Annotated in this window: 16 protein-coding genes and 1 riboswitch; of the genes, 8 read left to right on the top strand and 8 right to left on the bottom strand. The window is 68.5% G+C overall.

Annotation, left to right across the window (positions count from 1 at the left end; genetic code table 11):
- Positions 1-2 precede the first annotated feature (2 nt).
- The 6 genes from ACTJKY_RS19195 to ACTJKY_RS19170 all read right to left on the bottom strand — a co-directional run bounded on the left by ACTJKY_RS19195 (position 3) and on the right by ACTJKY_RS19170 (position 6,087).
- Positions 3-1,910: a BCCT family transporter gene (locus ACTJKY_RS19195; RefSeq protein ID WP_440847698.1), complete on the bottom strand. Its 1,908-nt coding sequence runs from the start codon at positions 1,908-1,910 to the stop codon at positions 3-5.
- Between the two features lie 65 nt (positions 1,911-1,975).
- Positions 1,976-2,767: a ThuA domain-containing protein gene (locus ACTJKY_RS19190; protein ID WP_440847697.1), complete on the bottom strand. Its 792-nt coding sequence runs from the start codon at positions 2,765-2,767 to the stop codon at positions 1,976-1,978.
- A 185-nt stretch (positions 2,768-2,952) separates the two neighbouring features.
- Positions 2,953-3,945: a DUF2891 domain-containing protein gene (locus ACTJKY_RS19185; protein ID WP_440847696.1), complete on the bottom strand. Its 993-nt coding sequence runs from the start codon at positions 3,943-3,945 to the stop codon at positions 2,953-2,955.
- The gene (locus ACTJKY_RS19180) at positions 3,942-4,904 is read right to left on the bottom strand and encodes a 5-oxoproline transporter, DUF979 family subunit (RefSeq protein WP_440847695.1); all 963 of its coding nucleotides are present in this window, start codon (positions 4,902-4,904) and stop codon (positions 3,942-3,944) included. The genes ACTJKY_RS19185 and ACTJKY_RS19180 overlap by 4 nt, the downstream gene beginning before the upstream one ends.
- Positions 4,901-5,560, bottom strand: coding sequence for a DUF969 domain-containing protein (locus ACTJKY_RS19175; RefSeq protein WP_440847694.1), 660 nt, complete (start codon positions 5,558-5,560; stop codon positions 4,901-4,903). The genes ACTJKY_RS19180 and ACTJKY_RS19175 overlap by 4 nt, the downstream gene beginning before the upstream one ends.
- 11 nt (positions 5,561-5,571) lie before the next feature.
- Positions 5,572-6,087, bottom strand: a complete 516-nt coding sequence (locus ACTJKY_RS19170) for a winged helix DNA-binding protein (RefSeq protein WP_440847693.1) — start codon at positions 6,085-6,087, stop codon at positions 5,572-5,574.
- A gap of 100 nt (positions 6,088-6,187) precedes the next feature.
- On the opposite strand from ACTJKY_RS19170, the gene ACTJKY_RS19165 reads away from it, so the two are divergent.
- The 8 genes from ACTJKY_RS19165 (at position 6,188) to epsC (ending at position 15,857) form a co-directional block, all read left to right on the top strand.
- On the top strand, positions 6,188-9,772 hold the full coding sequence (locus tag ACTJKY_RS19165; protein ID WP_440847692.1) for a hydantoinase B/oxoprolinase family protein: 3,585 nt from the start codon (positions 6,188-6,190) through the stop codon (positions 9,770-9,772).
- Positions 9,773-9,967: 195 nt separating this feature from the next.
- Complete coding sequence (locus tag ACTJKY_RS19160; RefSeq protein WP_440847750.1) at positions 9,968-10,339, top strand: ArsR/SmtB family transcription factor; 372 nt, start codon at positions 9,968-9,970, stop codon at positions 10,337-10,339.
- Complete coding sequence (gene arsC / locus ACTJKY_RS19155; RefSeq protein WP_440847691.1) at positions 10,311-10,739, top strand: arsenate reductase (glutaredoxin); 429 nt, start codon at positions 10,311-10,313, stop codon at positions 10,737-10,739. The genes ACTJKY_RS19160 and arsC overlap by 29 nt, the downstream gene beginning before the upstream one ends.
- Positions 10,739-12,025 carry an arsenic transporter gene (locus tag ACTJKY_RS19150; RefSeq protein WP_440847690.1) on the top strand — a complete coding sequence of 429 codons (1,287 nt, stop codon included), beginning with the start codon at positions 10,739-10,741 and terminating at the stop codon, positions 12,023-12,025. The genes arsC and ACTJKY_RS19150 overlap by 1 nt, the downstream gene beginning before the upstream one ends.
- Positions 12,025-12,771: an arsenical resistance protein ArsH gene (gene arsH / locus ACTJKY_RS19145; protein WP_440847689.1), complete on the top strand. Its 747-nt coding sequence runs from the start codon at positions 12,025-12,027 to the stop codon at positions 12,769-12,771. Before ACTJKY_RS19150 ends, arsH begins: the two co-directional genes overlap by 1 nt.
- A 47-nt stretch (positions 12,772-12,818) precedes the next feature.
- Positions 12,819-12,895, top strand: a riboswitch (Fluoride riboswitch).
- Between the two features lie 23 nt (positions 12,896-12,918).
- Complete coding sequence (locus ACTJKY_RS19140) at positions 12,919-14,277, top strand: voltage-gated chloride channel family protein (protein WP_440847688.1); 1,359 nt, start codon at positions 12,919-12,921, stop codon at positions 14,275-14,277.
- Positions 14,278-14,303: 26 nt separating this feature from the next.
- A complete protein-coding gene (locus tag ACTJKY_RS19135) occupies positions 14,304-14,669 on the top strand; it encodes a DUF190 domain-containing protein (protein WP_440847687.1) in 366 nt (121 codons plus the stop codon).
- A 195-nt stretch (positions 14,670-14,864) separates the two neighbouring features.
- Complete coding sequence (gene epsC / locus ACTJKY_RS19130; RefSeq protein ID WP_440847686.1) at positions 14,865-15,857, top strand: serine O-acetyltransferase EpsC; 993 nt, start codon at positions 14,865-14,867, stop codon at positions 15,855-15,857.
- Between the two features lie 77 nt (positions 15,858-15,934).
- On the opposite strand, the gene ACTJKY_RS19125 is transcribed toward epsC, so the two are convergent.
- Positions 15,935-16,804 carry a hypothetical protein gene (locus tag ACTJKY_RS19125; RefSeq protein ID WP_440847685.1) on the bottom strand — a complete coding sequence of 290 codons (870 nt, stop codon included), beginning with the start codon at positions 16,802-16,804 and terminating at the stop codon, positions 15,935-15,937.
- Positions 16,805-16,913: 109 nt separating this feature from the next.
- The gene (locus ACTJKY_RS19120) at positions 16,914-18,164 is read right to left on the bottom strand and encodes a S8 family serine peptidase (RefSeq protein WP_440847684.1); all 1,251 of its coding nucleotides are present in this window, start codon (positions 18,162-18,164) and stop codon (positions 16,914-16,916) included.
- Between the last annotated feature and the right edge of the window lie 68 nt (positions 18,165-18,232).

Here is an 18,232-nt window from a genome sequence, read left to right as displayed (position 1 = left end):
GTTCAGCCCGTTCGCCAGCGTTCCAGTTCGTTCAGCAGGTCGCCGGTGATCTGCTCGGTCGAGAAGCCGGTGATGTCGCGCGGGCGGGTGCCCTGGCTGGTCTGCACCACCAGCGTCCAGGCGACACTGCGCCGCGCCTCCGAGGCTTCCAGCGCGGTATAGGCGGCCAGGGGGCGGGAGCGGGGCAGGATGCGATAGGTGAACGGCCGATCGCTTTGCTGGCCGACGGTGAGGGTCAGCTGCGCCTCTTCGATCTCGAGCCGCAGGTCGGTCCAGCCTTCGCCCTGCATGCCCGTATAGACGGCGCGCAAGGCAGGCTCGCCATTGCCATGCATCTGCCGCAGGATCTCCGCCCGTCGTGCGGGCGCGACCAGCCGCTTGAGCCGCTCGCTGATCGACGGGGAGTCGTCGGACAGCGCCACACCGGCGAGGTCGGCATTGGTCTGGCGCACCAGCCCGAAGGCAAGCAGCAGCATGATGAAGCAGAAGGGCAGGGCGGCCAGCAGCGTCGCCGCCTGGAGCGCACCGAGCCCGCCCGCGACCAGCAACAGGGTCGCGGTCGCGCCCAGCAGGACGCACCAGTACATACGCTGCCAGCGCGGCGTATCTTCCTTGCCGCCGGAGGCCAGCGTGTCGATCACCAGCGCGCCGGAATCGGCGGAGGTGACGAAGAACACCGCCACGAGCAGGATGGCCAGCGTCGAGGTGACGCTCGCCGCCGGCAGATATTCGAGGAACTTGAACAATGCGGTGGACAGGTTCGCCTGCACCGCCTGTGCAATGCCGCCAGAGGCCTGGCCCAGATCCAGCGAGATCGCCGTGTTGCCGAACACCGTCATCCACAGGAAGGTGAAGGCGGTCGGCACGAACAGCACCCCAATGACGAACTCGCGGATCGTTCGTCCGCGCGAGATGCGGGCGATGAACATGCCCACAAAGGGCGACCAGGCGATCCACCACGCCCAGTAGAACAGCGTCCAGTCGGCCATCCAGGCGCGCGGCTCATAGGCGTAGAGCGTGAAGGTGCGCATCACGAAGTGATCGAGGTACAGGCCGAAATTCTGCACCAGCGCGCGCAGCAGGAACAGCGTGGGGCCGAGTACCAGCACGAACAGCATCAGCAGCACGGCCATGGCGAGGTTCAGCTCGGACAGGCGTCGAACGCCGCGATCGGCGCCGCTCAGCACCGACAGCGTGGCCGCGCCCATCACCAGCACGATCACGATGATCTTGGTCGTCAGCGTATCGGGAAGGGCATAGATATAGGCGAGGCCCGCGGTCATCTGGGACACGCCGAAGCCCAGCGACGTGGCGACACCAAACACCGTGCCGCACACCGCAAAGATGTCGATCGCGTCGCCGAGCGGTCCGTTGATGCGCTTGCCTAGGATCGGCGCCAGCCCCGAGCGCAGGGTGAGCGGCAGATCCTTGCGATAGGTGAAATAGGCGAGGCTCAGCCCGACCAGCGCGTAGATCGCCCAGGCGTGCACGCCGTAATGGTGGAAGGTGATCGCCATCGCCTCGCGCGCCGCGTCGATCGTGCCGCTCTTCGCTTCGGGGGGCGAGATGTAATGCTGGATCGGCTCGGCCACCGCGAAGTACATCAGCCCGATCCCCATGCCCGCGGCGAACAGCATCGCCAGCCAGGAGAGATAGGGGAAGTCCGGCTCGGCGTCGTCTGGCCCCAGCTTCAACTTGCCCGCCGGGCCGAAGCCGAGTGCCAGGACGACGACGAGGAACACCGCGACCGAGGCGATGTAGAACCAGCCGAACGTATCAATGGTCCAGGCCTGTGCCGCCTTGAAGGCCAGGTCGGCGCTGCCGGGCATGGCGATGGTGACGCCAAGCAGCGCCAGGATGAGCGCAGAAGCGCCCCAGAACACGCGGGGGTTGATTGCACTTTTCAGCATACGTGCACGCTGAACGCCCACCGGGCGAAAAGGTGGCGACGTTAGGCCGCGCAGTATGTGGCTGCTTAGTGTGCAGCCCAGCGGATCGCATTGGTGAGAATGCGCCGGTAATTGGGATCGTCATAGGTTTCGGGCGAATGGCCGAGCGCCGAATAGAATACCCGCCCGTTGCTGGAGGGATTGACCCAGATCACAGGATGCACGCCCATCGCCAGCTTGGCGCCTGGCCGATAGCTCCCCTCGTCGATCCGCGCGAGCACGGTCATGCCCTTCGCGGCCGGGTTCGTATCGAAGGAATACCATTCGTCTACCAGCGACCAGGGCAGCGTCACGCCGGCCATGGCGGGGTGATCCGGCTTGTCGACCAGCAGCTTCGCGGACTGGAGATGATCCTCGCCGCCCGGATGGCCGATGAAGGTGGTGCCGATCACGGTCCGGACATACCAGGGATCGGTGTGGCTGTTGTCGCCCGCCGCGTGCAGCGCCACCACGCCGCCGCCGCGCGCGACGAACCGGGCAAAGGCGGCGCGCTGCTCGGGCGTGAGGAACTCGCCGCTCGCGCTGTTGAGCACGACGACGGAGAAGTGTCGCAACTGGTCGTCGTTGAACACTGCCGCATTCTCGGTGACGAAGCTCGCGCGGCCGAGACCCTTGGCGATCTCCGCCAGCACGGTGTTGGAGTGTGGGATATGCTCGATATGCCGCCAGCCATTGGTCTTCGACACGATCAGCACCGCGTGCTGCAATCCCGGGGGCAAGGCGGGTGCGACGGAATCCATCGTCGGCTTGGGGAGATGTGGGTCCGGCGTGGTTTGCGCCATGGTGAGAAGCGCCAGTACCGCCAACAGCTTACGCATCCCGTTCTCTCCCGCATCGGCCTTTGTTAGGGGCCACACTCTGCGAGATGGAAGTGGCTTGCTTCAAGCCAAATCGGTGGATCGTGCGGCGTTGAAGCGCGGATCAGGGCAACGAGAGGCGCTCCAACGCGGAGGCAAGCGCGATTCCGGCGTCGTGCAGCGGCGTGCTGACGAACGCTTCGGCGCTATCCTCCATCGGTGCCGGTGAGCGCGAGCAGCGCAAAGCTGGCGAGCCAGTGTTCGCCCATATAGTCTCCCGCCACTTCCCCGATGGCGGTTTGGAGATGCTGGGCGGCGCCGTCGTCCAGCGCGCGTGCGACGGCATCGGAGCCCGATCGCGCCAAGCGCTGCATCGCCCAGGCGCGGCTGAGGTTGAGGCCGTCGAGATGGGCGATCTTGCCGTCGCTGCGATCGCTGACCTGCGCGGGCGTGAACAGGCTGGCGGGCTCGCGGGTGGCAAGGTCGGGAAGGAACGCGGCGAACCACGGCGCAAACGTGTCTCGCGGCAGCAGCGCCTGCATCGCCAGTGCCTCGGTCAGCGTCGGAGACAGGAAGTCCTCGCCGCTCGGCTCCCATGCCTGGGCATTGCGATCGTTCGAGAACCACGCCCATGCGCGATCGCGGAGCATCGTGCGGAGCGCCTCGTCACGGGTCACCCGGGCGTAGCGCTCGGCCAGCACCAGCGCGAAGGCGGTGTTGGAATGGAAGCCGGCCCGCACGGGATAGTGCAGCTTAGGCAGGAAATCGTGGAGCCGCGCGACGAACGCATCCGCCAGCGGCTGCAGCGTTGCCGCATGGGGGCTGCCGGCGACGATCAGTTCGCTGACCAGCATCAGCGCCCATGCCCAGCCGTAAGGGCGCTCGAAGCCACGTGCGCTGGGCCGGTCGAGATAGGCCCGCTCCGCCTCGACTTTCTCGGGCGTGAAAGCGCGCGCGAACAGGGCGTCGATGGCGGGCACCTCCGGAAGCGCGGGGAACAGCCGCTGCACGCGGGCAAGCAGCCAATAGCCGTGAACGCAGCTGTGCCAGTCGAAGCTGCCGTAGAAGATCGGATGGACGACATGCGGGATATAGGCGTCCGCGTCGCCTTCCATCACATGGTCCGCCTTGTGCGGATATTCGCGCTCGACATGGCCGAGCGCGATGCGGGTAAAGCTGGCGGCGAGATCGGGGGTCATTTCGGGCTTCCGGGAAAGGCGAGCAGCGTGAGCGCCGCAATGTTGAAGACGAGCAGCAGCAGCGCGGTCGGCGCCTGGACGGGGATCACCGCGAACCGGTCGCGAAGCTCCAGCGCGGCAACGGGCACGATGTTGAAATTGGCCGCCATCGGGGTGAGCAGGGTGCCGCAAAAGCCCGACAACATGCCCAGCGCTGCCACCGCAGCGGGATCGCCGTGCAGCTGGTGGATCAGGATCGGTACGCCGATGCCCAGCGTCATGATCGGGAAGGCGGCAAAGGCGTTGCCCATCACCACCGTGAACACCGCCATGCCCAGGCAATAGACCAGCGTCGCGACGAAGGGCGTGTCGACCGCGACCAGCCCGAGCACGCCGCCCGCCACTACCTTGCCGACGCCGGCCAGCGCGAAGATCCCGCCCAGCGCCGCGAGCATCTGGGGCAGCACCATCGGCCAACCGATCCCGTCGATCAGGCGCCGCGCCTCGCTGGCACTGGCGCCGCGGGGCGGGCGCGTGAGGAGCAGCGCAAGCACGAGCGCGACCGCCGCGCCTGCGGCAAGCGCGACCAGCGTGACCTGCTTGGGTTCGATCAGCGCGATGCCCCCCAGCTTTCCATTTGGCAGCGCCAGCGTGCCGCCGAGCGTGACCAGCGGTAGCGCCAGCGCGGGCAGGAACAACCGGCCGCCCCAGCGGCGGGCGAGCGTGCCCCGGGTGGCGTCGTCGGTGGTCGCGACCGGCGCGGGCTTGAGGCCCAGCGTGGCCAGCGCGACCATGGCGAGGACGAGGCAGCCATTGACGAGGTCCGGCAGCCAGGGGCCGGCGCCGAGCGTCGTCGCGAAGGCGCCCCAGAAGGCGGCGTTGCGCCAATGCCGCGGAGACTGCGTGTCGAGGACATGGTGCAGCGCGACGGCGGCGGGCAGCGTCGCGGCGGCGATCCCGATCGCGTCCAGCCCGATCATCGCGATGTCTTCCGGTCCAGCCGCAGCAGCCGCGCGCCGTGGATCAGCAGCGCGGCAAGCGCGGTGGGAATCGCCCACATCGCCACCTCCAGCGGCGTGACGAGCACGCCCTCCTGCTGCAGGATCGCCCGGATCAGCAGGATGGAGCCGATCGCGATGAACACGTCCTCGCCGAAGAACAGCGCGATATTGTCGACCGCGGCAGCATGGGCGCGCAGGCGCTGGCGAGTGTCGTCGTCGAGCGGCGCGTCGGCATCGCGCTCGGCGGCGCCTTCCACCATCGGCGCGACGATCGGCCGGACCATCTGCACATGGCCGCCGAGCGCGGTGAGGCCGAGCGCGGCCGCCGCCTGTCGCAGCAGGAAATAGCCGAGCAGTACCCGGCCCGCCGTGGCACGCCGCAGGCGTTGCACCATGGCGCGGGCCTGTTCGCGCAGCCCGGCACGTTCGAGCAGTCCGATTGCCGGCAGCGCCAACCAGGCGACGGCCAGGAAGCGCGCGTCGACAAAGGCCTTGCCGATCAGCGCGATCACCGCGATCGGCCCATGCCCGGCCGCCGCCGCGCTGGCGAAGGCCGCGACGGTGACGACGAGCAGCGGATGGATGCGCAGCGCGAAGCCGAGGACGATGATGACGATGCCCGACAGGACCAGCATCGCCGCGCCCTTTACAGCGTTGCGGCGGCGCGGGCCGCCTGGTTGTACTGGCCGGAGAGACGGCGGAGCAGTCCGGCGGCCTGGGCCAGCGCGGCGGCGTCCGGACCGTCGGCGGCGATCGGTTCGGCGAGCACGGTCTCGCGGATCGTGCGATAGGCGGCGCAGAAATCGATGCCTGTCTGCGTCGCGCCGATCAGCTTTTCCTTGCCCGCGCGGTGCGTCGTCACCAGCTCCGCCTTTTCGAGCTTGCGGATCGCATAGGTGACGAGGTGGGTGTCCTCGACATCAAGCACGAGTGCGATGTCGGCAAGCCGCTTGGGCCGGTCGCGATGGCGGACGGTGTGGAGGATCAGTACCTCCAGCGGCGCCAGCGCGATGCCGGAAGCGGCGGCGCAGCGCGCGATCCAGCGATGATAGGCGGTGGCGGCGAGGGTGAGGCTGAATTCCAGCTCCGACAGGGCCGGCGCGGCGCCATCGGCGAGATGCGCCGACGATACGATCGCTTTCGCCCGCTGCTGACCCGACATCCCTTGCCTCCCTGCGCCGGACGGAAGGTTGCGCTAGGCAAGCGAACTGTCAACATTTATGCTGCGATTCGTCGATAAATTGTCAGTGAGGATGCGCGGCATGGGCGGATGGCGGTTCTGGATCGATCGCGGCGGCACCTTTACGGACATCGTCGCGCGGGCGCCGGACGGCACGCTCTCCACCGCCAAGCTGCTGAGCGAGAATCCCGAGCTTTACGCCGACGCGGCGATTGCCGGCATCCGCCAGATCCTGAGGCTGGGCGCAGACGATTCCTGGCCCGCGGGCCTCATTAACGAAGTGAAGATGGGTACCACCGTCGCCACCAATGCGCTGCTGGAGCGCAAGGGCGCACGCACGCTGCTGGTGGTCGATCGCGGGTTCGCGGATCTGCTGGCGATCGGCAACCAGGCGCGGCCGGAGCTGTTCGACCTGGCGATCCGCCCGGCGATCCCGCTCTACGACACGGTGCTGGAAATCGGGGGGCGGATCGACCGCGAGGGACGCACCATCGTGCCGCTCGACGAGGCGGCGGTGCTCGCCGATCTGCGCGCGGCGCGGGCGGCGGGCCATGAAGCGGTCGCGATCGTGCTCGCCCATGCCTGGGCATATCCGGGGACCGAGGCGCGCGTGGCCGAACTCGCGCGCATGGCAGGATTCGCGCAGGTCTCCGCCAGCCATGCCGTCAGCCCGCTGATCGGGCTCGTCGCGCGGGGGCGGACGAGCGTGGTCGACGCCTATCTGTCGCCGGTGCTGCGCCGTTATGTCGATCGGGTCGCGGGTGCGCTGGGCAGCACGCCGCTCCACTTCATGCAGTCCAATGGCGGGCTTGCCGATGCGGCGCATTTCCAGGGCAAGGACGCGATCCTTTCCGGCCCGGCCGGGGGCGTGGTCGCCGCGGCGCGCACCGCCGAGCGGGCCGGGTTCGCCCGCGTGATCGGCTTCGACATGGGCGGCACCTCCACCGACGTGGCGCTCTATGCCGGCAGTTTCGAGCGGGTGTTCGATGCAGAGGTGGCGGGCGTCGAGATGCGCGTGCCGATGATGGCGATCGAAACGGTGGCGGCCGGCGGCGGGTCGATCCTGCACTTCGACGGGGCGCGCTACCGGGTGGGACCCGACAGCGCCGGGGCCAATCCCGGCCCGGCGGCCTATCGGCGCGGCGGGCCGCTCACCGTGACCGACGCGAACGTGCTGGTCGGCAAGATCCGGCCGGAGCATTTCCCCGCCGTCTTCGGCCCCGCCGGCGACCAGCCGCTCGACCGAGGCGCCGTGGTGCAGGGTTTTGCCGCGCTGGCGGAGCGGATCGCGGCGGCGACGGGTACGCCGCAGGACCCGCGTGCCGTTGCAGAGGGGTTCCTGTCGATCGCGGTCGCCAACATGGCGGCAGCGATCAAGCGCGTCGCCTTGGAGCGCGGCGAGGATGTCGCCGGCTTCGTGCTGCAATGTTTCGGCGGTGCTGGCGGGCAGCATGCCTGCCGCGTCGCCGAGCTGCTCGGCATGCGGCAGGTGCTGATCCATCCGCTGGCGGGGGTGCTTTCGGCCTATGGCATGGGGCTGGCCGATCGCGCGGCGCTCCGCCAGCGCTCGGTCGAGCAGCTGCTGACCCTAGCCGTCGTGGCCGATCTCGATGCGCTGGCGGCAAGGCTGGGCGACGAAGCCGCCGGGGATCTTGGCGACGGCGTGGAGGTGCGTCGCACCGCCACGGCGCATCTGCGCTATGCTGGCACCGACACCGCGCTCGGCGTGCCGCTCGACGGTGTGGCGGCGATGCGTGCGGCATTCGAAGCTGCGCATCAGGCGCGCTTCGGCTTTGCCAGTCCCGGTCGCGGGATCGTGATCGAGAGCCTGATGGTCGAGGCGGTGCTGCCCGGCGACACCGCGGCACCGCCGCCGCTGCCGCCGCGGGACGGGCCGCTCCCAGCCCCGCTGGCGGTGGTGCCGGTATGGACCGGGGGAGCCGAGCATGCGGTGCCGGTGCTCGATCGCGGGGCGCTGCGCCCCGGCGATCGGCTGGAAGGGCCGGTGCTGATCCGCGAAGCCACCGCGACGACGATGGTCGAGCCCGGCTGGGTCCTCGGCGTGGGCAGTGGCGGGGAACTGGTGCTGGACCATGACGGCGCCGGTGCTCGTGTCGGGACCGATCCGGCCGTAGCCGATCCGGTGCAGCTGGAGCTGTTCAACACCCAGTTTATGGGCATCGCCGAGCGGATGGGCGTGGTGCTGCGCAACACTTCGAGCAGCGTCAACATGAAGGAGCGGCTCGATTTCTCCTGCGCGCTGTTCGATGCCGAGGGGCAGCTGGTGGCCAATGCGCCGCACGTTCCCGTCCATCTCGGCGCGATGAGCGACAGCGTGCGCACGGTGCTGGCGCAGCGCGGTTCCACGCTGAAGCCGGGCGACGCGATCGCGCTCAACGATCCCTTCCATGGCGGCACGCATTTGCCCGACGTGACCGTGATCACCCCGGTGTTCGACGACGGCGAACTCCGCTTCTTCGTCGCCAATCGCGGTCATCATGCCGATATCGGCGGCCTCACGCCGGGATCGACTCCACCGGAATCCACGCGGCTCGCCGAGGAAGGCGTGGTAATCGACGACTTCCTGCTCGTCGATGGCGGGGTATTCCAGGAAGCCGCCTTCCGCCGGCTGCTGACCGAGGCCGAATGGCCGGCGCGCAATCCGGACGTCAACGTCGCCGACATTAAGGCCCAGCTCGCCGCCAATGCCAGCGGCGTGGCCGAGCTGCAGGCGCTGGTCGCTGCGCGGGGGTGGCCGATGGTCTGCGCATATATGGGCCATGTCATGGCCAATGCCGAGGAGAGCATCCGCCGGGTCGTGGCAGGGCTACGCGACGGTGTGTTCGAGGACCGGCTCGACAACGGCGCGCCGCTCAAGGTGGCGGTGACGATCGACCCGGCGACACGCACCGCGGTGATCGACTTCACCGGCACCGGCCCAGCGAGCGCGGGCAATTTCAACGCGCCGCCATCGGTGACGCGGGCGGTGGTGCTCTACGCGTTTCGCTGCCTGGCAGGCGAGGCGATCCCGCTCAACGAAGGCTGTCTGGCGCCGCTCCAGATCATCATTCCCGAAGGCTCGTTCCTCGCCCCGCCGCCGGGCAGCGCGGTGGTCGCCGGCAATACCGAGGTCAGCCAGGCGCTGTGCAATGCGCTGCTCGGTGCGTTGGGCGCTGCGGCGGCCTCGCAGGGGACGATGAACAATTTCCTGTTCGGCAATGATGCCGACCAATATTACGAGACGATCTGCGGCGGGGCAGGGGCGGGGCCGGGCTTTGCCGGCGCCTCGGCAGTCCACACCCATATGACCAACACCCGGATCACCGATCCCGAGATCCTGGAGCTGCGCTATCCGGTGCGGCTTGACCGGTTTGCGATCCGGCGCGGATCGGGTGGCGCCGGGCAATGGCCGGGGGGAGACGGTGCAGTCCGCGCCGTCACCATGCTCGAGCCGATGACGGTGACGCTGGTCGCCTCGCGCCGCACGGTTGCGCCGTTCGGCCTGGCGGGGGGCAGCGCCGGGGCGACCGGGGCCCAGGGGATCGAGCGTGCGGACGGCCGGATCGAACCGATCGCCGGCACCGCCCGCGCCGAGCTCGGCAAGGGCGACCGGATCGTCATCGAGACCCCCGGCGGGGGTGGCTATGGAGCGGTCGTGCCGTCCTGAACGCCATGCTTGCAGTCTGACCTCGGCGGGCGGTGTCCTCGCGCGTGCTCTGTTTCGCTTCGCCGCGGTGTGCCGTGCAGGTCGCGGCCACATGGCCGCACGCGTGGACCTCCTCCAATGCGGCTGCAGCAGGCCCGCGACGATCAAGACGATCGAAGGGCTAGCGGCGCAAATTATATCCTCTATGCTGGATATATGGAAACAGAGTCGGCAATCTCCACCTTGGGCGCTCTCGCGCAGGCAACGCGCCTGGACACCTTCCGCCTGCTGGTCCGCGAGGAGCCGGCCGGGCTGGCGGCAGGCGATATCGCGCGCCAGCTCGGGGTGCCGCAGAATACCATGTCGGCGCATCTCGGCATTCTCGCCCGCGCAGGCCTGGTTCGATCCGAACGCTATAGCCGGTCGATCATCTACCGAGCCGATCTGGACGCGCTGCGCGCGCTGACGCTGTTTCTCATCAAAGACTGCTGCGCGGGTGACGCAGCGTTATGTGCGCCGCTGATCGCTGAACTCGCCCCTGCTGCTGAAAGGACGCCCCGTGGCCGTCGATATCGTCCTCTACCATAACCCCGCGTGTGGCACGTCCCGGAACACGCTCGCCATGATCCGCAATGCGGGCATCGAGCCGCATGTGGTCGAGTATCTGAAGACCCCGCCCGCGCGCGCGTTGCTGGTCGAGTTGATCGACCGTGCCGGCAGCACGCCGCGCGATCTGCTGCGCGAAAAGGGAACGCCCTATGCGGCGCTTGGCCTGGGCGATACGTCGCTGTCCGAGGACGCGCTGGTGGATGCGATGATGGCGCATCCGATCCTCAGCAACCGGCCGCTGGTCGTCTCGCCGCTCGGCGTGAAGCTGTGCCGCCCCTCTGAAGCCGTCCTCGATCTGCTGCCGAGCGGCCAGCGCGGTGCGTTCGCCAAGGAAGGCGGCGAGCAGGTGATTGATGCTTCGGGCCAGCGCGTCGCCTGATGCTCCTTGCCGTCCTGATCTTCGCCACGACGATCGCGCTCGTCATCTGGCAACCCAAGGGTATCGGCATCGGGTGGAGCGCGATGGGTGGGGCCGTCGTGGCGCTGCTCGCGGGTGTCGTCACCCTATCCGACGTGCCGGTGGTATGGGGCATCGTGTGGAACGCGACCGCCGCGTTCGTCGCGATCATCGTCATCAGCCTGTTGCTGGATGAAGCCGGGTTCTTCGAATGGGCGGCGCTGCATGTCGCCCGCTGGGGCGGGGGGAAGGGGCGCCGGCTGTTCGTCCTGATCGTGCTGCTCGGCGCGGCGGTGTCCGCGCTGTTCGCCAATGATGGTGCGGCGCTGATCCTCACGCCGATCGTCATCGCCATGCTGCGGGCGCTGGGGTTCAAAGACAGGGCAACGCTGGCGTTCGTAATGGCTGCGGGGTTCATCGCCGACACCGCCAGCCTGCCGCTGATCGTGTCGAACCTCGTCAACATCGTGTCGGCCGACTTCTTCAAGATCGGGTTCGGCGACTATGCCGCGGTGATGGTGCCGGTCGACCTGGTGTCGATTGCCGCCACGCTGGGCGCGCTGCTGATCTTCTTCCGACGCGACATACCGCAAGCATATGATGTGGCGGCGCTACGCGCACCGCATGCCGCGATCCGCGACGCCGCGACCTTCCGCGCCGGATGGATCGTGCTCGTCCTGCTGCTCGCCGGCTTCTTCCTGCTCGAACCGCTCGGCGTGCCGGTCAGCGCCGTCGCCGCTGCCGGCGCGATCCTGCTGCTGGTGATCGCGGCGCGGGGTCAGGTGATCCAGACCGGCAAGGTGCTGCGCGGCGCGCCGTGGCAGGTCGTCCTCTTCTCGCTGGGCATGTACCTGGTCGTCTATGGCCTGCGGAACGCCGGCTTGACCGATCATCTGGCGACGCTGCTCGATCGCACCGCGCAGGGCGGGGTGTGGGGCGCGGCGCTGGGAACGGGCGTGATCGCGGCGCTTCTGTCGTCGGTGATGAACAACATGCCGACCGTGCTGGTCGGCGCGCTGTCGATCGACGCCGCCCACGCGACGGGCGCGGTGCGGGAAGCGATGCTCTATGCCAACGTGATCGGCTGCGATCTCGGCCCCAAGCTGACTCCGATCGGCTCGCTCGCGACACTGCTGTGGCTGCACGTGCTGGGGCAGAAGGGCGTTCGGATCGGATGGGGCTATTATTTCCGGGTCGGAGCCACGCTCACCGTGCCGGTCCTGCTCATCACGCTGGCGGCGCTCGCGCTGCGAATAGGATTTGCCTGATGCCGCTCCGCGACCTTGCCGACCCTGACTATCTGCCGGCGCTTCATCGTCGCTATGCGCTCGATCGTCCTGCCCTGGGGCTGGGTGCTGGTGATCCGCCGCCTCGCATCCTGCTGCTCTACGGATCGCTTCGAGAGCGATCCTATTCGCGCCTGTGCATCGAGGAGGCGGCAAGGCTTCTCCAGTTCTTCGGCTGCGAAACGCGGATCTTCGACCCTGCGACGCTGCCGCTGCCCGACCAACATGCGGGCGACGATCATCCCGCCGTCCACGAACTGCGTGAACTGTCGATCTGGTCGGAGGGGCAAGTGTGGTGCAGCCCAGAACGCCACGGCCAGATTACCGGCATCATGAAGCTGCAGATCGATCACCTGCCGCTCAACACGGGCGGGATGCGTCCGACGCAAGGCCGCACCCTCGCAGTCATGCAGGTGTCGGCCGGATCGCAGTCGTTCAACAGCGTCAACACGCTGCGTGTGCTGGGCCGTTGGATGCGGATGGTGACGATTCCCAACCAATCATCGGTCGCCAAGGCGTTCAACGAGTTCGACGATGCCGGCCGCATGAAGCCGTCGAGCTATTATGACCGGATCGTGGACGTGATGGAGGAACTGGTGCGTTTCACCGTCCTGTTGCGCCCGCATACCGGGCAACTGGTGGATCGCTACTCGGAGCGGAAGGAAACCGGGGTGCCGGTCGACGCCGCGACCGACCTGTCCAGCATTGCGACCGCGCGCCAATCCTGACGAGAGTGCAGCCGCCGGTTGACCGGCGCGTCCTCGGACGGCATATGCGCGGACACGGTGATGGATTTCCACCAGGCCATTCGGCCGAACCGCCCTCGCAAGGGCCGATGATTCCTACCAGGCGCCGCAAGGCAGCAAGGAGGAATCGTGCGCGCAACGTTTCGCAATCTCTACGATCAGTTCAATGTGGCGGCGTTCGTCCGCGATCGGCACAGCCATGCCATGTCGGTTCTGCGCTGGGCGCTGATCCTGATCCCCATGGCCGCCGCCGTAGGAACCCTCTGCGCGGCGTTTCTGTGGAGCCTAGATGCGGCGACGCGGCTCCGCTTCGCGTTTCCCTGGCTGCTCTACCTGCTGCCGATCGGGGGGGGCGCCGTCGGGTTGCTCTATCATCTGACCGGGCGTTCGGTGGAGGGCGGAAACAACCTCATCGTCGAGCAGATTCACCAACCGGGCGGCGGCGTACCGCTGCGCATGGCGCCACTCATCTTCTTCGGCACGGTCGTGACGCATCTGTTCGGCGGATCGGCGGGGCGCGAAGGCACCGCCGTGCAATTGGGCGGCAGTCTGTCCAGCGGGTTCGGCCGCGCGCTCAAACTGGATGCGGAAGCGACGCGCATCCTGCTGATGACCGGCATCGCGGCAGGGTTCGGCGCGGTGTTCGGAACGCCGATCGCGGGCGCGGTCTTCGCGCTGGAGGTGCTGGCGATCGGCCGGGTCGAGTATCGCGCGCTGGTGCCATGCCTGGTTGCTGCGCTGGTCGGCGACTGGACCTGTCTTGCCTGGGGCATTCATCATAGCGTCTACGCTGTCGGTGCGACGGTGCCCGTCGACGCGCTGCTCGTCGTCAAGGCCGGTGTCGCGGGCGTCGCCTTCGGGGTGGTTGGGCTGGCCTTTGCGGAAGCCAACCATGCCCTCGGCGGCTGGCTGAAGCGCATGGTGCCCTATGGCCCGCTGCGCCCCGTCATCGGCGGCGTGGCCGTGATCGCGCTGGTCTGGCTGTTCGGCACGCGCGACTATCTCGGTCTCGGCACGCTGGCGGCGACGCCGGGCGGGCTGACCATCGCCAGCTTCTTCGGTCCCGATACGCATCCTTGGAGCTGGGCGCTGAAGCTGCTGTTCACCATCGTCACCCTCAGCGCAGGCTTCAAGGGCGGGGAGGTGACACCGCTGTTTTTCATCGGCGCGGCGATCGGCAACGCGCTCGCGCCGATGTTCGGGGTGCCGACGGGGGTGTTCGCGGCGATCGGCTTCGTCGCGGTGTTCGCGGGTGCGGCCAACACCCCGCTGGCCTGCACCTTCATGGGGATCGAACTGTTCGGGGCGGCCTATGCGGTGCCGATCGCGGTTGCGTGCTTCGTCGCCTATCTCTGTTCGGGCCATAACGGCATCTACCTGTCGCAGCGCGTCGCCGTGCCCAAGGTGCCGGCCGCGCACCTCACCCCCGATGCGACCCTCCGCGATGCCCGCACGCACCGCGCCTCCCGCTGGCGCGCGCGCGTCTGACCCTGCTTCTCATCGAAAGCCCTGCCATGCCTGATGGTTTCCTCGTTCAGCACCGCGAAGTCGGGATGCTGCGCATCTATCTGAAGCCTTCCGACAAGGTCGGCCCGCGGCGCTTGTGGCGCGCGAAACCGCTCTATCGCGAGCTGATCCGCACCGCGAAGGTCGACGGCATCCTCAACGCGGTCGCGCAGCACACCCAGTACGGCTTCAGCAATCGCGGCCCGATCCGGGAGAACGGGTCGGAGATTGCCGATCCGCATCTGACGATCTGCGTCGAGCTGGTCGGCGACCGCGATCAGCTCGACCTCTTTTGCCGCCGGCATGGCGACCTGCTCGGCGACAAGGTGATCGTCTACAAGCGACTGGAGCATTGGGCGGTCACGCGGCGGTGAGGGGCAACAGAGGCCGCGCCCGGAACGTTGTTAGTCCGGTACGAGGGCCCATGGGAGCAATTTCGCCTTTCCTGCGGCGAAGCTCTTATCCCTTTCGCGGCATTGGAGTAGGCATATCATTCCGGCAATGACAGTGAACAGCGATCCCATGGAAGCGATGCCCGGCGGCCGCCGGTACGCGCCGGCACAGCCGCGATGAACGAACCTTCAAAGGACACCGCCCCGGCAGCGGCCGCGTGGGACGTCGCCGACATCGCGCAAGGGCTGCTGCATGCGCGCGAGGACTGGCGCGCCGCGCATCGGCCGGGGGAGTGCGGCCTGGCCCGCTTCCCGTCGCGCCGGCGGCTAGAACTGATCCTCTCCGATTTGTCCGGCGCGTTGTTCCCGCTGCGGCTGGGGCCGAGCTCGGTGCACGCCGATAATGAGCACCGCTATGTCGAACAGGCGCTCGAACGGGCGCTGACGGCTTTACGCGAGCAGGTGCAGCTGGAAATCGTGGCGCGCTGCACGACCTCCGAAGCGGAGGCGGGCACGGAAGCAGGGCGTATCGTGGCGGCGTTCGCGCAGGAACTGCCGGCCATCCGCCGCATTCTCGATAGCGATATCGAGGCGGCCTATGCCGGCGATCCTGCCGCCCGCAGTGTCGACGAAGTGCTGATCTGTTACCCCGGCATCCATGCGGTGATTCCCTATCGGCTCGCGCACAGCCTCTACCGGCACGGCGCGCCGCTGATCGCCCGCGTGATCGCGGAAATCGCCCATTCGCAGACCGGCATCGACATCCATCCCGGCGCGCGCATCGGCGGCAGCTTCTTCATCGATCACGGCAACGGCGTGGTGATCGGGGAGACCGCGATCGTCGGCGAGCGTGTGCGGATCTACCAGGCGGTGACCCTGGGTGCGCGAAGCTTCCCTTCGGAGAAGGACGGCACGCTCACCAAGGGCGTGCCGCGCCATCCGATCGTCGAGGACGACGTGGTGATCTATGCCGGGGCGACGATCCTGGGCCGCGTCACGGTCGGGGCAGGTGCGGTGATCGGCGGCAATGTCTGGCTCACCGAAAGCGTGCCGCCGGGCAGCGTGATCCACCAGGCCTTTGCCGAGCGCGCGCGGGGCGACTGCTCCGCCTTGCCCCGGGGCAATGTCGTCGAGGAAGCGGATCCCGATGCGCCGCGGGGGCTCGTCTAGCGAACGCTTGACGTCGAGAACGGCGCACCCGAGCTGATCGGGTGCGCCGTCCGTCCGTTCGCAACGTTCGGGGTCGCTCAGTTTGCCGTCTTCTGCACCTCGCCGCGACCCATGGCCGACACCAGCGCATCGCCCGAGCCGGTGAAGTTCGTCGCGGGCAGCGTCGCAGTCTTGTTCTTCACGCGAACGAGCACCTGCTGAACCGTACCATTGGCGGCAGTGCGCACAGATTGCACGGTGCCGACCAGCCGGCCCTTGGCATCGGTGACGGGCATCCCCGTCGACACGGGGAAGGCGCCGGCGGCGCTTGCCGCGGTGGAGCCGGTAAGGGCGAGCGTGCCTGCGCCGGACGCGAGGGCGCCGTTGGCAGCGCCGGCCGCGTTGGCGGCAGCGGTGCCGGGGTTGGGCACCGCACCACGGGCGCGGCCGACCGCATTGCTCGTCGTGTCCCGAAGGCTGTTCGCGCCCGTGGTGGCACGATCGCGCACGGCGGATGCGGTGCTCCGGGTGCCATCCAGGGCAGTGCCCGCCGCGCTGCGCACCGCGTCGGTGCCGATCAGCTGCGCATCGGCGCTGCCGCCGCCGCTGGCATTGCCCGAGGCGGTGCTGCCGATCGCCCGGTTGCCGACCCGCGCGCTGTTCGTCACGGCGGAGTCCAGGCTGCTGTCGTTCGATGCCTTAACGTGGCCCTTGCGGGTGTCGACGCTGCGGTCGGTGCGAGTGGAGCCGCGCAGGCTGCTGGTCGCGTCACCGCCGAACGGCAGATCGCGCGACGAGCGATCGATCGTGCTGCCGAGCATGCCGGGACCACCCATGCTGCCGCCGAGCCCGCCAAGCGTGCCGCCCATGCTACCGCCAAGCCCGCCGCGGCCGCCGAGGATCTGTGCAGAGGCCGGCGAGGCGACGGCGATGGCGAGAAGCGCACTGGCACCGAGGATCTTGAACATTTCCGTTCTCCCAAAAAGCTACTTACAAAGGGAGAACGGCGCCCGTTTGCGGTTTAATCCCGAAAATCCGAAAATTTTTACCAAGCGCATTTTTTGGTGAGATTTCAGGCTATTGGGTCGGGGTTCGGCATGGCTCGCAGACGATCCCGCGGCCGAAGACGGGGTCCGGCCCGCGCGCGCCTGCGTCGCGTGCGGTGGCGTCTACCCTGGCGATGGCGGACCGCAGCGTGCCCGGGCTCGCCTCCGGATAAAAGCGCGCGAGCGTGGCGGCCGCCAGGGGGGCGGCGAAGGAGGTGCCGCGCACCCGCATCGCCCGGCCATTCGCTGCCATCGCGAGCATGTCGGCGCCGGGGGCTGCGTAATCGAGATGCCCGGCGTGCCCCGCTTCGATCAACACCCGGCCGCGCGCGTCCACCCCGGTCACCGCGACGACGCCGGGATAGGATGCCGGATAGGCGGGCGGCGCGGCCGGCCCGTTATTGCCCACCGCGGCCACGATCGCCGTCCCGCGCGTCTGCGCCGCCGCGATCACCTTGGCCAGCACCGGGTTGGCCGGTCCGACCAGGCTGATCGTCACCACGCTCACCCGGTTTTGCACCATCCACCCGATCGCCCTAGCGATCGCGGTTGCGTTGCCGCCGGCGGGATCGCTGCCATAGACGTCGGCAGAGGCGATCCGCGCGCCGGGGAGGCCGCCACGGACCGGACCCGCACCTGCGATCAGCGACGCTACCGCAGTTGCATGGTCGTTGTCGCGCGGCGCACCGCTGGCGAAACCGGCGCGGAGTCCCGCACCGGCGGCGCCGCCGTCGATCACGCCCACGAACGGCCCGCTGCCCGCGACGAGCGGCGCCGGCCTTGCGGGCACGGAGCCGCTAGGTGCGTGCAGCTGATCGGCGGTGACTCCGCTCGCGCCCAGTTTCTGCAGTTCGCGGATCCCCTGGCGCAGCGAACGCCCGCTCGGCACGGCAAGGCGGGCATAGCGGACGCCCAGCACGTCCTCGCGCGCGAGCACGGCATAACCCTTTTCCTGGATGCGCGCGAACAACGCTGCGTCCGGATCGTCGACCACGACCTCGCCGGCGCGGGCCGGGAAGCCGTCGGGATCGAGCGCGATGCGATCGGGATATTCGCGCACCAGTCGGGCGGCGGCACTTCGGCGCAGGCTCTCGAGCCGCTGTGCCGCCTGGCCGGTGGCGTCCTCGGCCCTTTCGGCGACGCGCCCCAAAACGCGATCCGGCGACAAGGTGGCGGGCGACAAAGGGGAGGGCAGCGGCGGCAGCCCGGGCACGAGCTGGGCATAGACCGGCATGGCGGTGAACAGCGGGAGCAGCCCGATCGCGTGCCAGAGTCGTCGCATCACCGGATCATCCTTGCACGAAATTCGGAAGCTGTGGATGAAACGGCACGGACCACCCGTTTCATCCA

This window comes from Sphingomonas sp. 22176, assembly GCF_052045505.1.
GTDB lineage: Bacteria > Pseudomonadota > Alphaproteobacteria > Sphingomonadales > Sphingomonadaceae > Sphingomonas.
The sequence above is the reverse complement of the archived record's forward strand: the minus strand, read 5'-3'. Positions and strand labels throughout refer to the sequence as shown.

Bases quoted from the DNA above. Each gene is read 5' to 3' on its own strand.
- ACTJKY_RS19195 (WP_440847698.1), bottom strand. From the start codon at position 1,910: ATGCTGAAAAGTGCAATCAACCCCCGCGTGTTCTGGGGCGCTTCTGCG.
- ACTJKY_RS19190 (WP_440847697.1), bottom strand. From the start codon at position 2,767: ATGCGTAAGCTGTTGGCGGTACTGGCGCTTCTCACCATGGCGCAAACC.
- ACTJKY_RS19185 (WP_440847696.1), bottom strand. From the start codon at position 3,945: ATGACCCCCGATCTCGCCGCCAGCTTTACCCGCATCGCGCTCGGCCAT.
- ACTJKY_RS19180 (WP_440847695.1), bottom strand. From the start codon at position 4,904: ATGATCGGGCTGGACGCGATCGGGATCGCCGCCGCGACGCTGCCCGCC.
- ACTJKY_RS19175 (WP_440847694.1), bottom strand. From the start codon at position 5,560: ATGCTGGTCCTGTCGGGCATCGTCATCATCGTCCTCGGCTTCGCGCTG.
- ACTJKY_RS19170 (WP_440847693.1), bottom strand. From the start codon at position 6,087: ATGTCGGGTCAGCAGCGGGCGAAAGCGATCGTATCGTCGGCGCATCTC.
- ACTJKY_RS19165 (WP_440847692.1), top strand. From the start codon at position 6,188: ATGGGCGGATGGCGGTTCTGGATCGATCGCGGCGGCACCTTTACGGAC.
- ACTJKY_RS19160 (WP_440847750.1), top strand. From the start codon at position 9,968: ATGGAAACAGAGTCGGCAATCTCCACCTTGGGCGCTCTCGCGCAGGCA.
- ACTJKY_RS19150 (WP_440847690.1), top strand. From the start codon at position 10,739: ATGCTCCTTGCCGTCCTGATCTTCGCCACGACGATCGCGCTCGTCATC.
- arsH (WP_440847689.1), top strand. From the start codon at position 12,025: ATGCCGCTCCGCGACCTTGCCGACCCTGACTATCTGCCGGCGCTTCAT.
- ACTJKY_RS19135 (WP_440847687.1), top strand. From the start codon at position 14,304: ATGCCTGATGGTTTCCTCGTTCAGCACCGCGAAGTCGGGATGCTGCGC.
- epsC (WP_440847686.1), top strand. From the start codon at position 14,865: ATGAACGAACCTTCAAAGGACACCGCCCCGGCAGCGGCCGCGTGGGAC.
- ACTJKY_RS19125 (WP_440847685.1), bottom strand. From the start codon at position 16,804: ATGTTCAAGATCCTCGGTGCCAGTGCGCTTCTCGCCATCGCCGTCGCC.
- ACTJKY_RS19120 (WP_440847684.1), bottom strand. From the start codon at position 18,164: ATGCGACGACTCTGGCACGCGATCGGGCTGCTCCCGCTGTTCACCGCC.